This window comes from Hoeflea sp. CAU 1731, assembly GCF_039888615.1.
Classification (GTDB): domain Bacteria; phylum Pseudomonadota; class Alphaproteobacteria; order Rhizobiales; family Rhizobiaceae; genus Flavimaribacter.
The window spans coordinates 58,642-78,698 of record NZ_JBDQQS010000018.1 but is presented as its reverse complement, the minus strand read 5'-3'; the positions used below and the strand labels follow the sequence as shown (position 1 = coordinate 78,698).

Sequence of the window (20,057 nt, the reverse complement as noted above, 5' to 3'; positions counted from 1 at the left end):
CTCAACGGCGCCCTTCAGAGCTTTTCGATGATTTCGGCGTCGCCGCCGTTTCTGTCGATGCTTTCCCATGTCGTGAGAACCGCGTCGACGATATCCGCGGCGTTGTCGATAACAAGGGGTTTGACCAGATGGGAGGTGTGGAGGAAGCCTTCATTGGCCATGTGCTCGATCAACTTCAGCAAGGGATCCCAAAAGCCGTCAATATTGGCCAGAACCATCGGACGGTTATGCCGGCCGAGTTGGGCCCAGGTCATGATTTCGATGATTTCCTCAAGCGTGCCGATGCCGCCGGGCAATGCGACGAAGGCGCCGGACTTGCGGAACATGATGTGCTTGCGCTCATGCATGTCGTCGGTGACGATCAACTCGTCGAACTGCTTCAGATCCGCTTCGTTCGCTTCCTTGTTCTTCAGGAAATCCGGTATCACGCCGGTGACCCTGCCGCCGCCGGCGACAACGGCGTCAGCAACGGCGCCCATGATGCCGTACGTGCCTGCTCCAAAGACCAGACCAATATCCTTGTCGGCCATGTCGAGGCCTAGTTTCCGGGCCGCTGCTTCGTAGTTTGGATTTTGTCCGTTGCGGGAGCCGCAATAGACGCAGATGGTTCGATTCCTTGACATCGTTCGAGGAAGCATGAGGCTGCGGCAGCCGTCAAGCGTTCAGTTTGTCCCGTCGCCGAATTGTGAGGCTGGAACGGCGGTCTGGCGATCAAACTTGTTTGCAACTGCGAAAAAGTCTAGTTTGTCAACAGATTTAAGGCGTTTTCAATGGCGCCGGAACCTTGAGTTTTCGGCGATAGTCGCGGAAACACGAAGTAGATAATTCGCCGTTTTGTCACAATCCGGCTTTTGCTTCGAATCGTCGTGCGACTGGAGTGCAACATGACAAACAACAAAAGCCGTTTCTGGTCCATTCTGGCGCTTCTCGTTATCGTTGTCGGGATCGGCTATCTGCTGCGGTTCGACCCCTACGGCTGGCAGGAGAAACCCGAGGTTCAGCAAGCGACTGACGAAGAGGTCGTCGTTGAGGAAACCGTTTCAAATGACAACGGCGTCGACGCCGAGGTGGAGACCGTTGCAAAACAATCCGGGGTTGACGATGTCGATGACGCCGCCGCAACGCAAAAGGAGACCGCAGACATAGCGCCGCAGGGGGGCGTTCCAACATTCAGCCTTCTGCGCGTAGAGCCGGACGGCTCGACAGTTGTGGCGGGCAGCGCGGCTCCAGGCGTCATGCTCGAAGTGTTCAGCGGCGACACGGTGCTTGCGGAGACCGAAGTCGGGCCATCGGGTGATTTCGTAACAGTTTTTGACGATCCACTGCCGCCAGGCGACTACGAGATCGGCCTGCGAAGCCGCGGTGACGCCGACATGGTGATGCTTTCCGAGGAGATCGCGACCGTCAGTGTTCCCGAAGAAGACAGTCGTGAACTCATGGTCATGGTGACCAAACCCGGCGAACCGAGCCGTCTGCTTGACCAGCCGGAGGCTGTCGCCGACGCAGGCGGCGACGAGAATTTGCAGTCAGATGATAGGACAGCTGAATCCGAGGAGACATCTGACGCCGCCGGCAAAGAGATGGCCGCTGCAGAGACTTCGTCCGAGCCGGCTGGAGAGACTGTTGCAACCTCTGAAACTGGCGCGACAGCGCAAGACACTGAACCTGCGGCTGCGACCGAAGAAGTGACCACGGCTGCCGCGGACGAGGAGACGAGCAGTGGGGAAACCATTCAGGTCGCCTCGGCGTTGGAGACTTCAAACGAACCGGACACGGCTTCAGAAAGCGCGATGACCAGCGCCGACTCAGTTTCGACGAACCAGAAGGAGACGTCGGAATTGGCGTCGACCGAGGGCCAGTCGACGGCGAGCGCCACCGATACAGGAACAACCCAGACGGCTGCGGATGCGGCGACTGAAGTTGCCGACGCGGAACCGGCGAAGGGCGCAGCGCAGGACAAGCCTGTTGCAACTGTGATGGTGGAGAAAACGGATGATAAGGTTGAGACTGCCGCCGCCGCGCCAGAGGCCACGGCCTCACGGGAAGCCGACGAGGGCGTCAAGTCTACCGGAACAGCACGGCATGCCGTTGTAAATGAAGATTCTGCGTCGACGGAGAAACAAACAGCTGAACCATTGAGGACCGCGGCGATGACGGAGAAAAGCGAGGCCGCGCCGGAGCCGGAAGGTTCAGCCGAAGCCGCGCCAACCGAGGACACAGCAGAAGCGACAACAGATCCGGAACCTGGTGAAACCACTGAAGTAGCGTCACTGGATACCGGTAAGTCGCAAAGGCCCGCGGTCTCGGCAGATATCCGGGTGCGGATTGACGCCGTGGAGATCGAGAATGGGCAACTCTTCGTTGCGGGCTCTGGCACACCGGGCGGCAAGGTGATTGTCTTTGCGGACAACGATGCCGTCGGTGAAAGCATGATCAGCGCGACCGGTCGTTTCCTGGTCGAGGCACAGAAAGAACTTTCGGTCGGCGATCACACGATCCGGGCGGATTTGTATCTGCCGAACGGTTCAGCCGCGGCGATTCGGGTCGCTGTTCCTTTCAACCGGCCAGAAGGCAATATGGTTGCTGCGGTCGCCCCACAGCCAAAGGCGGACGGGGAAGCCGTAACCGACAAGGAAGACAAGGCGATGTCGGGCGCCGGCCCTGAAGGCGACCAGTCCACGTCGGAAGGTTCCACTGACCAAGCAGTGGTGGTCAAGGCGCCTGCCGCCAACACGACCTCCGAAACCGAATCTGAGCCAAAGTCGACCGGGACAATGGCGAAGACGGATGACAAGCCGACTGAAACACAAACTGAAATGAAGTCCGACGCGGACCAGAAAACGGTCGCCGAGCAGGACAGCGCGGCTCCAGCTGTCGAGCCCGGGGAGGAGCCTGCTGTCACGAATGTCCCGAAGACGACGGAGCCGGTCGAAGAAAAAGTGGCGGCAGTCGCGGAGCCGAAACCGGGGCCAGAGACAAAAGAAGTTGCAGTTGCGGGTGAAGAAGGAGAGCCGCCGACGGTTGTGCAGCCCCCGCTCGAGCAGCGTGATAGTTCGGTGATCATTCGTCGCGGCGACACGCTATGGCAGATATCGCGCAGGGTCTATGGACGCGGAGTGCGCTATACAACGATCTATCTCGCCAATACGGACCAGATCAGGAATCCCGATTTCATTGAGCCCGGACAAACCTTTATGGTTCCGGAAAAACCCTTGCCGAACGCCGAGCAGTTGCACCGGGACCGGTTGCTCAAACGCTGAATCGATCGACGTCGGATCAGTTTCGCATGGCTGTTGCGTTCTTGACGCAATTGTCACGGTAACTATTTAGAGTCGGGCGGCGAGCCGTGGTGCGTCGCCCGCAATAGTTCGTCGCGATCGGGAGGCGTCGGCGAAAAGACTTTTCTTCACCCAATCCAAGGCTTAATTTGTCAGACCAGCAAAAGACCGTTGCCGAAGACACCGGCAATCCGATTACGACGCTTCGCAATTTGTGGCCCTATATGTGGCCATCGGACCGCGATGACCTGAAACGCCGGGTTCTCTGGGCGACTTTTTTTCTGGTGACCGCGAAAATCGGTCAGGTCACGGTTCCCTATTTCTACAAATGGGCGACTGACGCCCTCAACGGCAATCACGACAATCTCGGTTTCCTGCCCGCCTTCCTGATCGGTCCGGTGATCCTGGTGCTCGCTTACAACCTTGCGCGCATCATTCAGCTCGGATTCAACCAGTTGCGCGATGCCTTGTTCGCGCGGGTTGGACAGCACGCGGTCCATCAACTCGCTTACAAGGTGTTCTTGCACATGCACGAATTGTCGCTGCGGTTTCATCTGCAGAGGCGCACCGGTGGGTTGTCGCGGATCATCGAGCGTGGCGTGAAGGGTATCGAGGCGATCGTTCGCTTCACAATTTTGAACACGCTGCCGACTCTTCTCGAATTCGTCCTTGTCGCGGCGATTTTCGGATTTTCCTACGGTTTCGCCTATGTCGCTGTTACTGCAGTGATGATCTGGCTCTATATCTGGTTTACCGTTCGCACAACGGATTTCAGGATCTCCATCCGTCGCGAAATGAACGATTCCGATACGGACGCCAACACAAAGGCCGTCGATTCGTTGCTGAACTTCGAAACCGTCAAATATTTCGGCAACGAGGAGATGGAAGCGCGGCGCTACGACGTCTCGATGGAGAAATATGAGGAGTCGGCGACGAAGGTCTGGACGTCGCTCGGATGGCTCAATTTCGGGCAGGGCGTCATATTCGGCGTCGGGATGACGATTATGATGGTCATGTCGGCGCTGGCCGTGCAGCGCGGCGACCAGACGATCGGCGACTTTGTCTTCATCAACGTCATGCTGATGCAGCTTGCGATACCGCTCAATTTCATCGGTTTCGTCTATCGGGAAATCCGTCAGGGACTGACGGATATCGAGCACATGTTCAATCTGCTCGACGTTCCGCCGGAAATCGTCGACAAACCGGACGCCAAGCCGCTGGTGATGGACAAGGGATCGATCCGCTTCGATGACGTGCATTTCCGCTACGACGAGAACAGGCCGATCCTGAAGGGCATCAGCTTCGAAGTGCCTTATGGCAAGACGGTTGCGGTGGTTGGACCTTCGGGCGCCGGAAAATCAACGATTTCGCGCCTTTTGTTCCGCTTTTACGACATTCAGGAAGGCGCCATCACGGTCAACGGTCAGAATCTCCGCGACATCACACAAAAATCGCTGCGCGCGGCGGTCGGCATGGTTCCGCAGGACACGGTGCTTTTCAACGACACAATCGGCTACAACATTCGCTATGGCCGCATGGACGCCACCGACGAAGAGGTGATGGAGGCAGCAGAGCTTGCCCAGATCGGCTACTTTATCCGCAGTCTTCCAGACGGTCTCAAGACGATGGTCGGAGAGCGCGGTCTCAAACTGTCGGGAGGCGAGAAGCAACGCGTCGCGATCGCCCGCACGATATTGAAAGCGCCGCCGATCCTCATTCTGGACGAAGCGACCTCGGCGCTCGACAGTGCGACGGAAAGCGAGATCCAGTCGGCGCTCGACTATGTCAGCAAGGGACGCACGACGCTGGTTATCGCGCACCGTCTGTCGACGGTTATCAGCGCTGACGAAATCATCGTACTGAAGGATGGCGTGATCGCCGAACGCGGCACTCACTATTCACTTTTGGATGAAAACGGGCTCTACAAGGCCATGTGGGATCGCCAGCGCGAGGCGCAGGAAACCGAAGAGAAGCTCAAGGATTTCCAGGAGCACGACGATCTCGGCATTATCGTGCGCAAGCGACCCGACAACATGTAGAACCCCGACGCGGGTCCATGTTACACTGAAAATCCCGAACGATGGCGGCACTGCGAGGATTCCGTTCATGAATTTTTTTGACGCGCTGACATCAGCGCTGACTCCGATCCACAAGGAAGGCTACAAGTTTATTCTGGCCTTCCTCGCTGCTTCGCTGGTGCTCGGCTGGATCTGGGATCCGCTGTTCTGGATCGGGCTTATCCTGACGGCCTGGTGCGCATATTTTTTCAGAGATCCCGAAAGGGTGACGCCGCTGGACGATGATCTTGTGATCAGTCCGGCCGACGGCAAGGTCTCCTCTGTCGTGCAGACGGTCCCTCCGCGGGAGCTTGATCTGGGCGATGGCGAGATGCTGCGTGTTTCAGTTTTCATGAATGTCTTCAATTGCCACATCAATCGCGCGCCGGTCCGCGGCGTGGTGCGTCAGGCGGTGTACAAGTCGGGCAGCTTCGTCAACGCCGAACTCGACAAGGCAAGCGAGGAGAACGAGCGCAATGGACTGGTGATCGAAGGCTCGCACGGGCTCGTGGGCGTTGTCCAGATCGCCGGACTCGTCGCGCGCAGAATCGTATGCTGGCGTTCTGTGAACGACACGCTGGACGCCGGAGAACGTTTCGGGCTTATCCGTTTCGGGTCAAGGCTTGACGTTTATTTGCCGCTATCGGCGGCCCCTCGCGTTTCGGTCGGGCAAACCGCCGTCGCCGGCGAAACCGTGCTTGCGGAATACAATGCGGCGCGCGGCAAAACCGTTTCGCGCAGGGCATGATGAGGTTCGGCTAAAATGGATACGGGATTTTCCCCTTTCGACCCGCATGGCCCCGAAAAGTCGGGCGAGAGGAGCCGGGGGCCGCGCCTGCGCGACATCTCGTTCCGCATGATGCTGCCGAACGTGATCACCACGCTTGCGATTTGCGCCGGTCTGACCGGCGTGCGTCTCGCTTTCGAACAACGTTTTGAACTGGCTGTCGCGATGGTGTTGCTTGCAGCCTTCCTCGACGGCATCGACGGCCGCGTCGCACGGTTACTCAAATCAACCAGCAAGTTCGGCGCGCAGATGGATTCGCTGGCTGATATCGTCAATTTCGGCGTGGCGCCGGCGCTCGTGCTTTATGTCTACCTGCTTGATCAGGTGAAATCTTTCGGCTGGATTGCGGCGCTTGTCTACGCCATTGCCGCAGGTCTGCGTCTGGCGCGGTTCAACGTTATGGCGGAGCAGCAGAGCAAGGCTGCCTGGCAGTCGGATTATTTCATCGGGATTCCGGCGCCCGGCGGCGCGCTACTGGCGCTTTTTCCCATCTATCTCGGATTTCTCGGCGTCGAACCGAGCCCGGGTTTCGCCTATGTTGCCTCGGTCTACACGATGCTGATTGGCTTTTTGATGGTAAGCCGCCTGCCGGTCTATTCCGGAAAATCGCTCGGTCAACGTATCCGGCGCGATCTTGTGTTTCCGCTGATGTTGGTGATCGTTCTCTATGTCGGTCTGCTGCTGACATACATGTGGGAAACGATGACCGTGACGACCGTGCTGTATCTGATCTCGCTACCCTTCGGCGCTCGCGCCTGGCAGAAGCGCTACGGACTGGCGGCAAGAAAGCAGGACGCCGAGTAAGCAGGCTCTGGCAAGGCGGTTGTCGTTACCCGACGGCAGCGCGAATCTGAGCGGCTGTCGCGCGCAGCGCGTCTTCCACCGCATGGCGCTTGTCCAGAAAGCGGGTGGTGGGTATCGGCACGGAAATGGCGTGGTATTCGCCAGTCATATCGGCAAAGGCGGTTCCGATTGCCGATATGCCCGGGGTGTGCTCGTCATTGTCGTAGGCAAGGCCGGTTTCAGTCGCACGGTCGAGCATCGAGTTGAATTGCCCCCAGTCGCCGGCAATGCCGCGTCGCTCCCACTCCTGTTCGACCAGCGACTTTGCCCGGTCACGGTCAATCATGGAGAGCGTCGCCTTTCCATTCGCCGTCGTCGTCAACGGGAATACGTCGCCGATCGCCGAGACGGTGCGCAAACGATGCGTGCCCGGAACTTGATCGAGAAAGATCATGCCTGCGCCCCGCAGCACGGACAGGTCGACGGTTTCCGTTACCTTCTGCGAAAGTTCCGAAATCGGCAGGCGGCAGATGTCGGCGATATTGTAGCGGGTCGCTTCCGACAGGGCGGTGATCTCCGGTCCGAGTCTAATGCTCCCTCCGGCACCGGTGCTGATGACCAGCCGTTCGGCTTGCAGGGCGCCCACAATTCGCTGCACCGTAGAGCGCGGCAAACCGACCCGTTCGGCTATTTGTCCGAGGCTCATGCCGGAGGTGTCGTGCCTGAGGGCGCGAAGTATCGCCGCCGCCCGCGATATAACCTGTATTCCCCGGTTTCCTCCCGGCGCGATGTCGCTCATGCCATGCCTCTGAACTGATTCTAATCTCCGCTGTCTTACATAGTGATGCAAATTCTGTCTACATATCCGCAATACGATGCGTTGTCGGGAATCCGTGTTGACACATCCTGCATAATGGTTCACCTGTATCATACAGCGGGACGAAGTGCGATCTTAGGCCGAAATTGTCGGAACACGATCAGCAGACGTTTCTGAGCCACTCATCGCCGGGAGGACGGCGAGCTGTCCATGGGAGGAACGCAATGCCGATTGAGCGTTTCGCAAGTACGCAGCCGTTTGCGGTAGCAGGCGTCCGTCGCGCCACGCCGCGGGGTTTCGGAGTGCGTGGCCGAAAAGTTACGCAATCAGGGCGCGATCCCGCGGTTTTGCCTGGCAAGAACCCTTGCAGAATTCCAACATGTCACATTCCAGGGAGGTAACGACATGAAATTCAGACACTTCGCAATTGCCGGCGTGTTTATTGCCGGATTTGTCTCAACGCCGGCAATAGCCGAAACGCTCAAGGTCACGACCTTTCTTCCCCCGATGCATACCTTTGTAAAGGCGGTCAATGCTTGGGGAGAAGAGCTGAACGAGAAATCTGGTGGCGAACTGGATCTCGAAGTCTTTCCGGCCGGTCAACTTGGTCCGCCGCCGCGGCAGTTCGACCTCGTGCGTTCCGGCGGCGCCGATATCGCCATCTTCCTGCACGGATTGACGCCTGGCCGCTTTCCGATGACCGAACTGGCCGGATTGCCTCTTACCTATCCATCCAGCGGCAGCGAGAGCGCCGCCAGCTCGCGTCGCCTGACTGAACTGGCGCCGGACTACTTGGCAGGAGAGCACGAAGGAACGCATATCCTCTGGCTGGCCGTGACGCCACCGCTCAAGATGCACTTTACCGACGCCGACCCGAGTGATCTTGGTAATCTCGAAGGTAAGCGTATCCGCTATGCGGGGTCGACCTGGCAGAAAATCGTGGAGAGTATGGGCGCGACTCCGGTTCCCGTGCCTCCAGCTGAAACCGCGGACGCTATGGGTAAGGGGGTAGTCGACGGCGCATCCTTTCCCTTCGAGGCAACGAAGGCGTTCGATCTCGCTCCAGTCACCGAATACTCCATGGAGCCGGGTCTTGCTTCCGCGACGTTTGCGGTCGTTATGAGCGACGCCGCCTATGATCGGCTTTCACCGGAACTGCAGAAGCTGATCGACGAGACCACTGGGCCGGACCGCGCCGCCTGGTTCGGCGCCCTGTGGGACGAAAGCGAAGGGCACGGCCGCGACTACATGGAGGAGGCCGGGGTAAACATCGTCAAATTGAGCGATGACCAGATTGCGGATCTCCAGGGGTCGTTCAGGGATATCGTCGATTCGTCGATCGAGTCCGTTGGCGGCAATGCTGCAAAATTCGTCGAAGCCTATAAAAAATGAGCCTGTTGGCCCGCCTTCGTGCGGGCCAAATTTTTCTCAAGGCATATAACGTGACCGATCCCGACCACCAGGCAGGCAGAACGATGAGGATTTTGCACTGGATCGCCAGTCTTGCGCTTTGCGTGATGATGCTGGTGGTTGTCGGCGACGTGATCCTCCGCGCTGTATTCAATACACCGATTCAGGGCGCCTATGATGTGGTCAGTATTTCTCTGCTCGTCATGACCGTGTTCGGCATTGCGCCCGTGGTCGCCGGCCGAAGGGAAATCATGATCGACCTGATCGACGGCTTTGTCTCGAACACCACTATTCGCGTACTTGCTGTCATTGCAGCTCTGACCGGCGGCATGGCTTTCCTGTTTCTCGGATGGGCAATGATAACGCCTGCGCTTGACGCCTGGCGCTGGGGAGAGCGGTCCCTTGAACTCGGTATGCCGAAATGGCCTCTTTGGGTTGTCGCTTTCCTCGGTCTGGTCGGAATTCTTTGGGCCTATCTCATCCAATTGAGGTCGAATTTGCGTGGCGCCCAAGACAGCGCCCCAGGCGAGGACAAGTCGTGAGCAGCTTTGCGCTCGGCCTTGGCGGAATAGGATTGATGCTAGTCATGCTGGCGTTCCGTCAGCCCGTCTGGATCGCGCTTGCGGTCATTGGCATTGCGGGTAACTGGACGCTCAACAGCCTGATGACCGCCAAATTCACTGCCGGCACCACTCTTTTCGACGTTGCTTCGAACTACAATCTGTCAGTTATTCCGCTGTTTGTGCTGATGGGAGAAATCGCCTCCGGTTCCCGTATGTCGGCGGAACTCTTCAATGCGGCGCGGGTTTTGCTCTCCGGCTTGCGCGGTGGCCTGTCCATGGCGTCGATCGCCTCCTCCGGCGCCTTTGGCGCCATCTGCGGCAGTTCGGTCGCGACTGCAGCGAGCATGACGCGGATCGCAATGCCGGAAATGAACAAGGCCGGTTATGAGCCGAGCTATTCGGCGGCGTCGGTTGCAGCCGGTGGGTCGCTTGGTATTCTCATCCCGCCATCTATCATCCTTGTCATCTACGGTTCGATTACCGAAACAAGCGTTGCGCGTCTGTTCGCAGCGTCGATGATACCCGGCCTCGTGCTGCTGGTTCTCTATATTCTGGTCGCGATCTGGCTTGCTCATCGCGCCGGTGCAGCGCCGCTTGAGGCGGGCGCTTCGATCGGCCAGCGCTTGTCTGCGCTGAAAGATCCATGGCAATTCGTTCTGCTGTTTGTTCTGACGATCGGCGGCATATATGCCGGCGTTTTCAGTCCGACTGAAGCCGCTTCGGTCGGAGCGTTTGGCGCTATTGTTCTGGGTTTTCTCAAGCGGACGCTTGATGGCGCGCGGCTGATTGCCGCCATTCAGGCAAGTGTGATCGTCTCCTGCGCCTTGTTTATGATCATCATAGGGGCAACGCTGTTCGCCAATTTCATCGTCCAGACCCGGCTTCCCGACACGCTGCTGCAACTGGCCCAGGACGCGGAACTCAACGTCTTCGTCGTGATGGGGCTGATCATCGTCATCTACATCGTTTTGGGATGTTTTCTCGAGGGGCTGGGGATGGTGCTGATAACTGTGCCGGTTTTCCTTCCGGTGGTCGTCGGATACGGATTCGACCCGATCTGGTTTGGCGTACTCGTTGCGGTGCTGGTCGAACTTGGCCTGATTACGCCGCCTGTCGGAATGAACCTCTTCATCATCCGCGCGCAGGTCAGAGAGCTGAATATTCGGCAGATTTACAGAGGAATACTGCCATTCCTCCTGGCTCCGGTGGCTCTTATCATCCTGATGTTCGTATTCCCGCAACTGGCGCTCTGGCTTCCGGAGCTTTTCTACAATTGAGAATGTTATGAAAACCGTACTTATCCGACACGAACGACCCGAGTGGACCGACGCATATGTTGAGCAATTTTCGGAGCTCTTTCCGGACTTCGAGTTTCGACCCGCTTATTCACTTGAAGATGCAATGCGCCATGCGCCGGACGCCAACGCAATCATCGGGATCGGGCCGCAAATGCCTCCGAAGCTCATTTCGTCGATGAAAAACCTCGAGTGGGTGCAGTCCTTGACGACCGGCATAGACAATCTCCTCGCCATGCAGGAAATGCCGAAGAACGTTCCGATCACGAAATGCGCGCGATTGCATGGGACGCAAATGTCGGAGCTAGCGCTGCTGTTCATGCTGAATCTTGTTCGAGATTTTCCCCATATGCTCAAAAATCAGAAAGCTGCGGTTTGGGATCGCCAGCCGCAGCCGCTTCTCTATGAAAAGACAATTTGCCTCCTCGGCCTCGGCAGTATCGCCGAAACCATCGCCAATGTGTGTTCGGTGCTTGGAATGACTGTAACAGGCGTTTCCAACGGCCGCAGCACTGCGCCGCACGTGGACCGCGTCTATCCTCGGGCGCAACTGGAAGAGGCTGCTTCGGAAGCCGATTTCCTGATTGTGCTCGTGCCTCTTTCGGATGAAACGCGCAATGTCATCGACGCCAGGATCCTTGCTGCCATGAAGCCTTCGGCCTTTCTTATCAATATGGCGCGGGGCGGCTGCGTTGACGAAGCCGCGCTGATCGATGCGTTGGAGCGGGGTGAAATAGCCGGGGCAGGTCTCGATGTGTTTGAAAACGAGCCGCTGCCCGCCGACGATCCTATCTGGCAGGCGCCAAACGTGATCCTGACGCCGCATGTGGGCGGATTCGCCGATATTTACCACAAGCAATGCTATCCGATCGTACTGGAAAATCTGCGCGCCTATGCGAGCGGCGGACCCGAAGCACTGAAGTCGGCGGCAAGAAGATAAGGAGAAGCGATGCAGAACAATTCCCCGATTTCGGACGCTGAACTGGAACGTCGCTGGACGGTGGCGCGAGGCGTCATGGATGAGCTTGGCGTCGATGCAATAGTAACGCAGGCGCGCGAGGACTGGATGGGCGGTTACGTCCGCTGGCTAACCGACATTCCGGCCAATAATGGTTACCCGCGCACAGTCGTGTTTTATCGCGATCGCCCGATGACAATCATCGAGATGGGGGCTTTCGGAACGGATCGTCCGGTTTCGGCCGCTGATTCCGTTAACCGTGGTGTTGGCCGATTGCTGAACACGCCGTCTTTCGTCTCCATTGACTATACGATTGCCTACGACGCCGCGTTGTTGGTGAAGGCTCTGAGAGACGCGGATGCGCTGCGTATCGGATTGCTGGCTCCGGGCGCGCTGCCGCACTCAATCATGACCGCGCTGCAATCGGCCGAGCCGGCTTTTGCTCTGGTAGACGCCACGGATCGGTTCGATTCCGCCAAGGCGATAAAAAGCGAGGAAGAGATTGGCCTGATCAAGAGGACGGCGGCTTTGCAGGACCGTGTCTTCGAGGAGGTTTGCGACTTCATCCGTCCAGGCATTACGGATCGCGACGTCGCCGCCCATGCGGAGGCGGTCGGCCGGCGGCTCGGCAGCGATCAGGGGATTTATCTGGGACTTTCGTCGCCGCTCGGAAAACCGTCGCGTTTTCTCAATCGTCCATTCCAGACAAGGATGATCGAGCCGGGCGATCACATGTCGTTGCTCATCGAAATCAACGGACCTGGTGGACTCTTTGTCGAAATTGCCCGCACGATGGTGCTGGGCCAGGCGGACGAACATCTCTCGAAAGCTTTCGATGCCGTCAAGGCAGCGCAGGCTCATACTTTGGCGTTTATGCGCCCGGGCGCACATCCGGCGGAGATCGCGGCTGCGCATGACGACTGGATGCAGGAAAGAGGCCTCCCGCCGGAGACCAGGCTCTACGCTCACGGACAGGGGTGCGAGATGGTGGAGCGGCCGCTGATCCGCCGCGACGAGACGATGCCGCTGGCGAAGGACATGTGTCTTGCAGTGCATCCGGGCTACGACGACGGGCGCGTGTTCGCCGTGATTTGCGACAACTATCTCATCACGCAGAACGGCGTCTCGGACTGCCTGCACAAGACCGATAAGAAAATATTCGAGCTCTGAGGAGAGAGACCGTGAAGACGCCGAAAATTGCACTTGAAGAGCATTTCATGCACCCGGATTTCCTGGAGTACTTTGGTACGACGGCGATCAACATCAGTCCGGCGCTGTTCGGAAAGGCGCGGGATGCGCTGATGGATTTCGGCGAACGTCGTCTTGCCGCCATGGATGAGATAGGAATCGAGAAATCGGTCCTCTCGCTTGCAGGCCCAGGCGTGCAGGTGGAAAAGCGAACCGCAGTCGCAGTCGACCGCGCGCGTAAGGTCAACGATTATCTTGCCGAGGAAATCGCCAAACGACCGGACCGGTTCGGAGGCTTTGCCCATCTCGCGATGCAGGATCCGGCAGGCGCGGCTGACGAACTCGAGCGTTGCATTCGAGATCTCGGCATGCAGGGGGCCATGATCAATGGTCAGACAGGCGGAGCCTATCTGGACGACGACCGGTATTCTCCTTTCTGGGAGCGTGTTTCCGATCTGAAGGCGCCGATCTACATTCATCCGAACAATCCGCCGGAGGTTGTTCATATGTATCACGACCACCCGGAACTTTACGGACCCGTCTGGTCATGGACGGTCGAGACGGCGACCCATGCATTGCGGCTGGTCTTTGCCGGTACGTTTGATCGCTACCCGGGCGCGCGATTGGTGCTTGGACATCTAGGCGAGGCGCTGCCGTTCCTGCTGTGGCGGCTCGATAGCCGCTGGGAGATATCCCACCGGGGTGAAATGAGTCTGGACAAGCCGCCTTCCGACTATTTCAGGCAAAATGTCTGGGTCACAACGTCTGGTATGTGCGCTGACGCGCCTCTGCGCTGTTCAATCGATATGATGGGGATTGGCCAGGTTCTGTTTTCGGTCGATTATCCGTTTGAAACGGCAAAGGAGGCTGGCGACTGGATCGAGGAAACTCCTCTGACGGATGAGGAGCGGCGCCTGATTTGCTACGAGAATGCGAGATCGTTGTTAAAGCTTGGAAGTTAAATATCGGGACGGCCAGGCGCGACGACCTTGCTGTTCTACAGTATTTTGAAGTTTGTGCACGCATGTTTGCGATAAGGCGCGAACTCGGAAAACAAAGTTGACATAGCTTGTATTATGGTGCACCTGTACCATATAGCGGGACGAAAAAGTCGGTTGCTACGACTGAAATCGGCTGAAGATGGCCAGGGAGGAAAACATGGTTGAAATTCGCGGAATCGAATTCCAGGGCAATACCGACAATGATATGGGGCTGGAGTTCTACAATCTCAGCCACCGCTACGGATTCCAATGCCCGAACTGGCCGTATTTTCGCGATGTGCAGATCGAACGCATGCACTACATGGCGAAATCCGGCGTCCTGAGTCAGACGCTTACAACCACCATGCATGTCACGACCCACATCGATGCGCCTGCGCATGTGGTTCAGGGCACGCCCTTCATTGACGAGGTTCCGCTGCCGCACTTCTTCGGCACGGGTCTGGTTGTTCCGATTCCGAAAGAGAAGTGGGAGCAGATCACGGCGGATGACCTGGAGAAGGCTTGCGGTCACGCGATCCGCAAGAACGACGTCCTGATCATCAATACGGGCTGGCACAAACAGTATGAGGACGGTGACTATTTTGCCTACTGTCCGGGTCTGGTGCCTTCGGCCGCAGACTGGATGATCGAGAAGGGCGTCAAGGTCGTCGGACACGACACGCAGGCTAACGACCATCCGCTCGCGACCGCTATCGGCCCGCACCGGAACGGACCGCTGTTGCCGCATCTGGCCGAGGAATACAAGGAATGGTCGGGCGGCATTGCATGGGATGAGGCGTTCCCTGATTGGGAGCCGGTCCACAACAAGTTGTTCCGCGCGGGCATACTGGGAATCGAGAATGTAGGCGGCGATCTCGACGCTGTGACCGGCAAGCGCTGCACATTTGCGTTCTTCCCGTGGAACTGGGACCGGGGCGACGGCTGTATCATCCGGCTGGTTGCAATGATTGACAAGGGTCAGAATTACCGGATCGAGGCTGGCGAGAGTTTCTGACGCAAGATTGCCGGGATCACGGCAATCCGTTCATGAGAGGAGCGCAGCAATGCTGATCAAGCGATTTGAGGATGCGCAGGCGTATGAGGCGCCCAACCACTGGGACGTCCATGGTCTGCGACTGCAGGGTTTCGAGGAAGGTGGACCGACCAATCAGTGGGTCGGCTATTCCCAGTTCCTGCCAGGCGGCGGCGCGGGGCCGGACTCGACGCCTTTCGAAAAAGTATATGTCGTTCTGGAAGGCGAAATGACCCTGGAGTGGGACGGCCAGACGGAAGTTCTTCGTGCGCTCGACTCCTGCACGATACCGCCGGGACAGGAACGCCGTATCGAAAACCGGTCGAACCACGTCTGCAAGATGCTGGTTGTCATTCCTTATCCGCCGAAAGGGTGAAGTCATGGCCGATATCTCAAATCCGCTGTCGCTGTTTGACGTCAAGGGCAAGGTTGCGCTGATTACTGGCGCATCGGGCGCTCTCGGGGCCGTCGCTGCCCGCGTCCTGGCCGGAGCCGGGTGCAAGCTGGTGTTGACTGCCGGATCGGCGGACGCGCTCGGTGAAATAGCTGCGGAATGCCGACAGGCCGGCGCCGAGGTAACTGAAATCAATGCGCGTCCGTCGGACGAAGACACATGCGCCGACATGGTCGCGCGCGCGGTGTCCGCCTATGGCGCGCTTGACATTCTCGTCGTCGCTTCCGGCATGAACAAGATTGCGAAGATCGACGACATGGCGGCGGAAACCTTCGCCTCCGTCATGGACGCCAATGTCACGCAGAGCTGGCTTCTGGCGCGCGCCGCGACCCGGCAGATGAAGTCGCAGGGAACGGGCGGCAAGATCGTGCTGGTGAGTTCCGCCCGCGGCCTTCTCGGACATCCCGCGGGCTACACCGCCTATTGCGCCTCGAAGTCCGCAGTAGATGGCATCACCAAGGCGCTGGGTTGCGAACTCGGTCCGACCGGCATCACGGTCAACGCGATCGCGCCGACCGTTTTCCGCTCACCGCTGACAGCCTGGATGTTCGAGGACACCGAAGAAGCAAAGAAAGTGCGCGACGGTTTCCTGACCCGTGTTCCGAAAGGGCGACTTGGCGAGCCCGAGGATCTGGCCGGACCCTTGCTGTTCCTTGCCTCCGCAGCCAGTGATTTCTACACCGGCCATATCCTTTACGCCGACGGCGGATACACGGCGGGCTGAGGTGATGGCAATTCGGCACATCGCAGTGATCGGCGCCGGGCTCATGGGGCACGGTATCGCCCTGACTCTCGCAAGGGCCGGCCATCACGTGGCGCTGACCGATCCGATGGCCGAGGCTCTTCATCAGGCTCCGGAGCGAATTGCCGCCAGCCTGGAGTCGCTTGGAACGGGAACTGATGAGATTTCCGCCTGCCTCGAGAGGGTTAGCTTGAGGGATACGTTGCCGGACGCCGTGCAGCACGCCGAGTTTGTTTTCGAGGCTGCGCCGGAAAAGCTAGCGCTGAAGCAGCAGATATTCGCCGAAGTGGAGGCGCATGCTTCATCCGATGCGATCCTGGCTTCGAATACGTCCGTAATCCAGATTACGAAAATCATGCGGGATCTGAGACGCCGCAATCGGGCGCTTGGGACACATTGGTGGAACCCGCCGCATATGATCCCGCTGGTCGAGGTTATCCGCACGGAATGGACCGACGATGCGGCGATGGAGGAGATGACGCAGCTCCTCGCAGGCACCGGAAAGACGCCTGTGCGCGTGGAGAAAGATGTGCCGGGGTTCATTGGCAACCGCATGCAGCATGCGCTGTGGCGCGAGGCGATAAGCCTGGTGGAGCGGGGTATTTGTGACGCCGCGGCGGTCGATACCGTCATAAAATCCTGCTTCGGACGACGGCTGGCTGTTCTGGGGCCGCTGGAAAACGCCGATCTGGTTGGTACTGACCTGACGCTGGACATCCACGAAAACGTGCTTGCCGATCTGGAAAACCGTCCGGGCCCGTCGCCCTATCTGGAACAATTGGTAAAGGACGGCAAGCTCGGCATGAAGGCGGGCGAGGGCTTTCATACATGGACGCCGGAGAAGGCGGATGAGACGCGCGCCAGGGTGGCGCGTTTCCTCGGACGTCTTGACACGGTGCTCGATGACATAGACTAGACGCCGGAAAAAATCCGGCATCAGATAAGGGAGGATTTGATGACGCATTTTACGACTAACCGCCGCACGGTGATCCGCGGACTGGCCGCGATCGGCCTTGCGGCGCCCGCAATATTGCGTGGCAGGAGGGCATTCGCTCAGGACCGCACTATCAAGGTCGGGCATGTAAGCCCGCGGACCGGCCCGCTCGCGGGCTTCGCCGAGGCCGACGAGTATGTTCTGGAAGGCATCCGGGCGAAGTTCGCCGAAGGGATCGCCGGGCAGGGCGGAACCTATAATATCGAAATCATCACCGCGGACAGCCAGTCCAATCCGAACCGGGCCGCAGAGGTGGCGTCCGATCTGATCCTTCGCGAGGAAGTGGACATCATCACCGCCGCCTCGACGCCCGACACCACCAATCCGGTGGCCGACCAGGCGGAATTGAACGAGGTGCCCTGCATCACCACGGATTGCCCCTGGCAGCCCTATTTCTTCGGTCGTAGCGGCGATCCCGCAAACGGATTCGAGAACACCTATCATTTCTTCTGGGGGCTCGAGGACGTGATCGCAGCCTTCCTGGACATGTGGGACGGTACTGGCGTTGAAAAGACCGTGGCCGGTCTGTTCCCCAACGACGCCGACGGAAACGCCTGGGGCGATCCGGAACTGGGACTGCCCAAGCCGCTTGCCGCCGCAGGTTACACGCTGGTCGATCCCGGTCGCTACCAGCCATTGACCGACGACTTCACGGCCCAGATCAACGCCTTCAAGGAAGCGAATTGCCAGATCGTGACCGGCAACATGATCCCGCCGGACTTTGCAACGTTCTGGGCGCAAGCCGCCCAACAGGGGTTCAATCCGAGGATCGTCACTATCGGAAAGGCGCTGTTGTTCCCGTCCGTCGTGGACAGTCTCGGCGAGCGCGGTAACGGCCTCTCTTCGGAAGTCTGGTGGTCGCCTTACCATCCTTTCTCCTCGTCGCTCACCGGTATTAGCGCGAAGGATCTTGCCACTGGATACAGCGACGCGACGGGCCGACCCTGGACCCAGCCGATCGGCTTCAAGCACGCCCTTTTCGAAGTGGTGGCGGACGTCGTCAAGCGCGTCGACGATGTCAGCGATCCGCAGTCGATCGTTGCGGCGATAGCCTCGACATCGCTCGATACGATCGTCGGCCCTGTCGACTGGTCTATTGGCCCGGTCAAGAATGTCACCAAGACGCCGCTTGTCGGCGGCCAGTGGCAGAAGGGAGCAAACGGGCTGAACCTTGAGATCGTCGCGAACGCGACTGCTCCTGAAGTGCCGGTGACGGCTGAAATGCAGCTTCTGTAAAAGCGCTCGCCGCGAGTCACTTGACCCGCGGCGACCGTTTCCAAGAGGAACCAGTGTCAGAAATCCTTGGCCTTTCGGGCGTATGCAAGTCTTATGGCGCGATCGTCGTCGCCGACAGCCTGACCTTTTCCCTCAGACAGGGTGAGGCGCTGGGAGTCATCGGGCCGAACGGTGCGGGCAAGACGACGATGTTCAATCTGATTACCGGAACCGTTGCGGCGAATTCGGGGCGTGTCCAGTATAGCGGTCGTGATGTGACCCAGGACAGCGCCGCGAAGCGTTGCCGCGCGGGCATGGCCCGCAGCTTCCAGGTGCCGCAGCCCTTCGGACACATGACGGTTTTCGAAAACGCCATGGTGGCCGCGACACAAGGCGCCAATCTGACGGGCAGGGAAGCCGAATCGACATGTCTGGACGTCCTAGACCAGACGGGATTGCTCGATAGGGCGAACGCCGTTGCGGGGAAGCTGGCTCTGCTAGACCGCAAACGGTTGGAACTGACCCGCGCGCTTTGCGCAAAACCGAAACTGCTGCTGCTGGACGAAATCGCGGGTGGACTGACCGACGAGGAATGCCACCTGCTTGTTGAGACGATCCAGGCTATTCACCGGACAGGGATGTCGATCATCTGGATCGAACATGTTGTGCATGCGCTCCTCAAGGTGGTCGGACGTCTGATCGTCATCGATTTCGGCAAGATGATTGCTGAGGGGGATCCGGCGACAGTCATGGAAAGCCGCGAAGTGAAGGAAATCTATCTCGGAATTGAAGCCGATGCCTGAACCTGTTCTGGATCTCCGAAAGCTGGACGCCCATTACGGAGACTTCCAGGCGCTCTACGGCGTCGATATGATCGTCGAGGCGGGCGAGGTGGTTGCAATTATCGGCGCAAACGGCGCCGGTAAGACGACATTGATGCGCTCGATCTCCGGATTGATCCGGAACCGCGCGGAACAGATCATGTATCGGGGACAGCAAATCGGCGCACTGAGGGCGGACCAGGTTGCAGGCCTTGGCATAGCCCTGGTGCCCGAAGGGCGGCAACTTTTCCAGTCGCTGTCGGTGGAGGAGAATCTGATCATAGGCGGCCGGACTGGCCGCAAGGGGGCCTGGTCGCTTCAACGGATTTATGACCTCTTTCCCGTTCTGCGCGAGAGGCGGAATCTCCCTTCGACATCCCTTTCAGGCGGCCAGCAGCAAATGGTGGCGATCGGCAGGGCGCTGATGGCCAACCCGGACCTTGTCATGTTCGACGAAATCAGCCTGGGTCTTGCTCCCGTCATCATCAGGCAGATTTACGAGTCGCTGCCAACGATTGTCGGTGAGGGCATGAGCGCAATGATCGTGGAACAGGATATCACCAAGGCGCTTTCGGTTTCATCGCGCGTCTACTGCCTGCAGGAGGGCCGTGTCTCGCTGGAAGGCCGGACAGACGACGTTAGCCGCGAGCAGATTTCTACCGCTTATTTCGGGACCTGACGA

19 protein-coding genes are annotated in these 20,057 nt (G+C 58.7%); 17 read left to right on the top strand and 2 right to left on the bottom strand.

Annotated elements, in window-relative coordinates; all coding sequences use genetic code 11:
* Nucleotides 1-14: 14 nt before the first annotated feature.
* Nucleotides 15-623, bottom strand: coding sequence for an LOG family protein (locus AAFN47_RS23160; protein ID WP_499811636.1), 609 nt, complete (start codon nt 621-623; stop codon nt 15-17).
* A gap of 261 nt (nt 624-884) precedes the next feature.
* On the opposite strand from AAFN47_RS23160, the gene AAFN47_RS23155 reads away from it, so the two are divergent.
* From AAFN47_RS23155 to pssA, 4 genes are all read left to right on the top strand, one after another.
* On the top strand, nt 885-3,260 hold the full coding sequence (locus AAFN47_RS23155; RefSeq protein ID WP_499811635.1) for a LysM peptidoglycan-binding domain-containing protein: 2,376 nt from the start codon (nt 885-887) through the stop codon (nt 3,258-3,260).
* Between the two features lie 167 nt (nt 3,261-3,427).
* Nucleotides 3,428-5,317: an ABCB family ABC transporter ATP-binding protein/permease gene (locus tag AAFN47_RS23150; protein WP_499811634.1), complete on the top strand. Its 1,890-nt coding sequence runs from the start codon at nt 3,428-3,430 to the stop codon at nt 5,315-5,317.
* 67 nt (nt 5,318-5,384) lie between these two features.
* A complete protein-coding gene (locus AAFN47_RS23145) occupies nt 5,385-6,083 on the top strand; it encodes a phosphatidylserine decarboxylase (protein ID WP_499811633.1) in 699 nt (232 codons plus the stop codon).
* Nucleotides 6,084-6,098: 15 nt separating this feature from the next.
* Nucleotides 6,099-6,926, top strand: a complete 828-nt coding sequence (pssA, locus tag AAFN47_RS23140) for a CDP-diacylglycerol--serine O-phosphatidyltransferase (protein WP_499811632.1) — start codon at nt 6,099-6,101, stop codon at nt 6,924-6,926.
* Nucleotides 6,927-6,951: 25 nt separating this feature from the next.
* On the opposite strand, the gene AAFN47_RS23135 is transcribed toward pssA, so the two are convergent.
* On the bottom strand, nt 6,952-7,704 hold the full coding sequence (locus AAFN47_RS23135; protein WP_499811631.1) for an IclR family transcriptional regulator: 753 nt from the start codon (nt 7,702-7,704) through the stop codon (nt 6,952-6,954).
* 423 nt (nt 7,705-8,127) lie between these two features.
* Between AAFN47_RS23135 and AAFN47_RS23130 the strand changes: the two genes are divergently transcribed.
* The 13 genes from AAFN47_RS23130 (at nt 8,128) to AAFN47_RS23070 (ending at nt 20,054) form a co-directional block, all read left to right on the top strand.
* On the top strand, nt 8,128-9,114 hold the full coding sequence (locus AAFN47_RS23130) for a TRAP transporter substrate-binding protein (protein WP_499811630.1): 987 nt from the start codon (nt 8,128-8,130) through the stop codon (nt 9,112-9,114).
* A 50-nt stretch (nt 9,115-9,164) separates the two neighbouring features.
* Nucleotides 9,165-9,674, top strand: a complete 510-nt coding sequence (locus tag AAFN47_RS23125) for a TRAP transporter small permease (protein ID WP_499811629.1) — start codon at nt 9,165-9,167, stop codon at nt 9,672-9,674.
* Complete coding sequence (locus tag AAFN47_RS23120; protein ID WP_499811628.1) at nt 9,671-10,972, top strand: TRAP transporter large permease; 1,302 nt, start codon at nt 9,671-9,673, stop codon at nt 10,970-10,972. The genes AAFN47_RS23125 and AAFN47_RS23120 overlap by 4 nt, the downstream gene beginning before the upstream one ends.
* A 7-nt stretch (nt 10,973-10,979) precedes the next feature.
* Nucleotides 10,980-11,930: a D-2-hydroxyacid dehydrogenase gene (locus tag AAFN47_RS23115; RefSeq protein ID WP_499811627.1), complete on the top strand. Its 951-nt coding sequence runs from the start codon at nt 10,980-10,982 to the stop codon at nt 11,928-11,930.
* A 9-nt stretch (nt 11,931-11,939) separates the two neighbouring features.
* Nucleotides 11,940-13,118, top strand: coding sequence for a M24 family metallopeptidase (locus tag AAFN47_RS23110; protein WP_499811626.1), 1,179 nt, complete (start codon nt 11,940-11,942; stop codon nt 13,116-13,118).
* A gap of 11 nt (nt 13,119-13,129) precedes the next feature.
* Nucleotides 13,130-14,098, top strand: coding sequence for an amidohydrolase family protein (locus AAFN47_RS23105; RefSeq protein ID WP_499811625.1), 969 nt, complete (start codon nt 13,130-13,132; stop codon nt 14,096-14,098).
* A 196-nt stretch (nt 14,099-14,294) separates the two neighbouring features.
* Nucleotides 14,295-15,131, top strand: coding sequence for a cyclase family protein (locus AAFN47_RS23100; RefSeq protein ID WP_499811624.1), 837 nt, complete (start codon nt 14,295-14,297; stop codon nt 15,129-15,131).
* Between the two features lie 49 nt (nt 15,132-15,180).
* Nucleotides 15,181-15,525, top strand: coding sequence for a cupin domain-containing protein (locus AAFN47_RS23095; protein ID WP_499811623.1), 345 nt, complete (start codon nt 15,181-15,183; stop codon nt 15,523-15,525).
* Nucleotides 15,526-15,529: 4 nt separating this feature from the next.
* Complete coding sequence (locus AAFN47_RS23090; protein ID WP_499811622.1) at nt 15,530-16,327, top strand: SDR family NAD(P)-dependent oxidoreductase; 798 nt, start codon at nt 15,530-15,532, stop codon at nt 16,325-16,327.
* A gap of 4 nt (nt 16,328-16,331) precedes the next feature.
* Complete coding sequence (locus tag AAFN47_RS23085; protein WP_499811621.1) at nt 16,332-17,261, top strand: 3-hydroxyacyl-CoA dehydrogenase family protein; 930 nt, start codon at nt 16,332-16,334, stop codon at nt 17,259-17,261.
* A 39-nt stretch (nt 17,262-17,300) separates the two neighbouring features.
* Nucleotides 17,301-18,575: an ABC transporter substrate-binding protein gene (locus AAFN47_RS23080; protein ID WP_499811620.1), complete on the top strand. Its 1,275-nt coding sequence runs from the start codon at nt 17,301-17,303 to the stop codon at nt 18,573-18,575.
* 53 nt (nt 18,576-18,628) lie between these two features.
* Nucleotides 18,629-19,357, top strand: coding sequence for an ABC transporter ATP-binding protein (locus tag AAFN47_RS23075; protein WP_499811619.1), 729 nt, complete (start codon nt 18,629-18,631; stop codon nt 19,355-19,357).
* Nucleotides 19,350-20,054, top strand: coding sequence for an ABC transporter ATP-binding protein (locus tag AAFN47_RS23070; protein WP_499811618.1), 705 nt, complete (start codon nt 19,350-19,352; stop codon nt 20,052-20,054). Before AAFN47_RS23075 ends, AAFN47_RS23070 begins: the two co-directional genes overlap by 8 nt.
* Nucleotides 20,055-20,057 lie beyond the last annotated feature (3 nt).

Bases quoted from the DNA above. Each gene is read 5' to 3' on its own strand.
- AAFN47_RS23160 (WP_499811636.1), bottom strand. From the start codon at position 623: ATGTCAAGGAATCGAACCATCTGCGTCTATTGCGGCTCCCGCAACGGA.
- AAFN47_RS23155 (WP_499811635.1), top strand. From the start codon at position 885: ATGACAAACAACAAAAGCCGTTTCTGGTCCATTCTGGCGCTTCTCGTT.
- AAFN47_RS23145 (WP_499811633.1), top strand. From the start codon at position 5,385: ATGAATTTTTTTGACGCGCTGACATCAGCGCTGACTCCGATCCACAAG.
- pssA (WP_499811632.1), top strand. From the start codon at position 6,099: ATGGATACGGGATTTTCCCCTTTCGACCCGCATGGCCCCGAAAAGTCG.
- AAFN47_RS23135 (WP_499811631.1), bottom strand. From the start codon at position 7,704: ATGAGCGACATCGCGCCGGGAGGAAACCGGGGAATACAGGTTATATCG.
- AAFN47_RS23130 (WP_499811630.1), top strand. From the start codon at position 8,128: ATGAAATTCAGACACTTCGCAATTGCCGGCGTGTTTATTGCCGGATTT.
- AAFN47_RS23115 (WP_499811627.1), top strand. From the start codon at position 10,980: ATGAAAACCGTACTTATCCGACACGAACGACCCGAGTGGACCGACGCA.
- AAFN47_RS23110 (WP_499811626.1), top strand. From the start codon at position 11,940: ATGCAGAACAATTCCCCGATTTCGGACGCTGAACTGGAACGTCGCTGG.
- AAFN47_RS23100 (WP_499811624.1), top strand. From the start codon at position 14,295: ATGGTTGAAATTCGCGGAATCGAATTCCAGGGCAATACCGACAATGAT.
- AAFN47_RS23095 (WP_499811623.1), top strand. From the start codon at position 15,181: ATGCTGATCAAGCGATTTGAGGATGCGCAGGCGTATGAGGCGCCCAAC.
- AAFN47_RS23090 (WP_499811622.1), top strand. From the start codon at position 15,530: ATGGCCGATATCTCAAATCCGCTGTCGCTGTTTGACGTCAAGGGCAAG.
- AAFN47_RS23085 (WP_499811621.1), top strand. From the start codon at position 16,332: ATGGCAATTCGGCACATCGCAGTGATCGGCGCCGGGCTCATGGGGCAC.
- AAFN47_RS23080 (WP_499811620.1), top strand. From the start codon at position 17,301: ATGACGCATTTTACGACTAACCGCCGCACGGTGATCCGCGGACTGGCC.
- AAFN47_RS23070 (WP_499811618.1), top strand. From the start codon at position 19,350: ATGCCTGAACCTGTTCTGGATCTCCGAAAGCTGGACGCCCATTACGGA.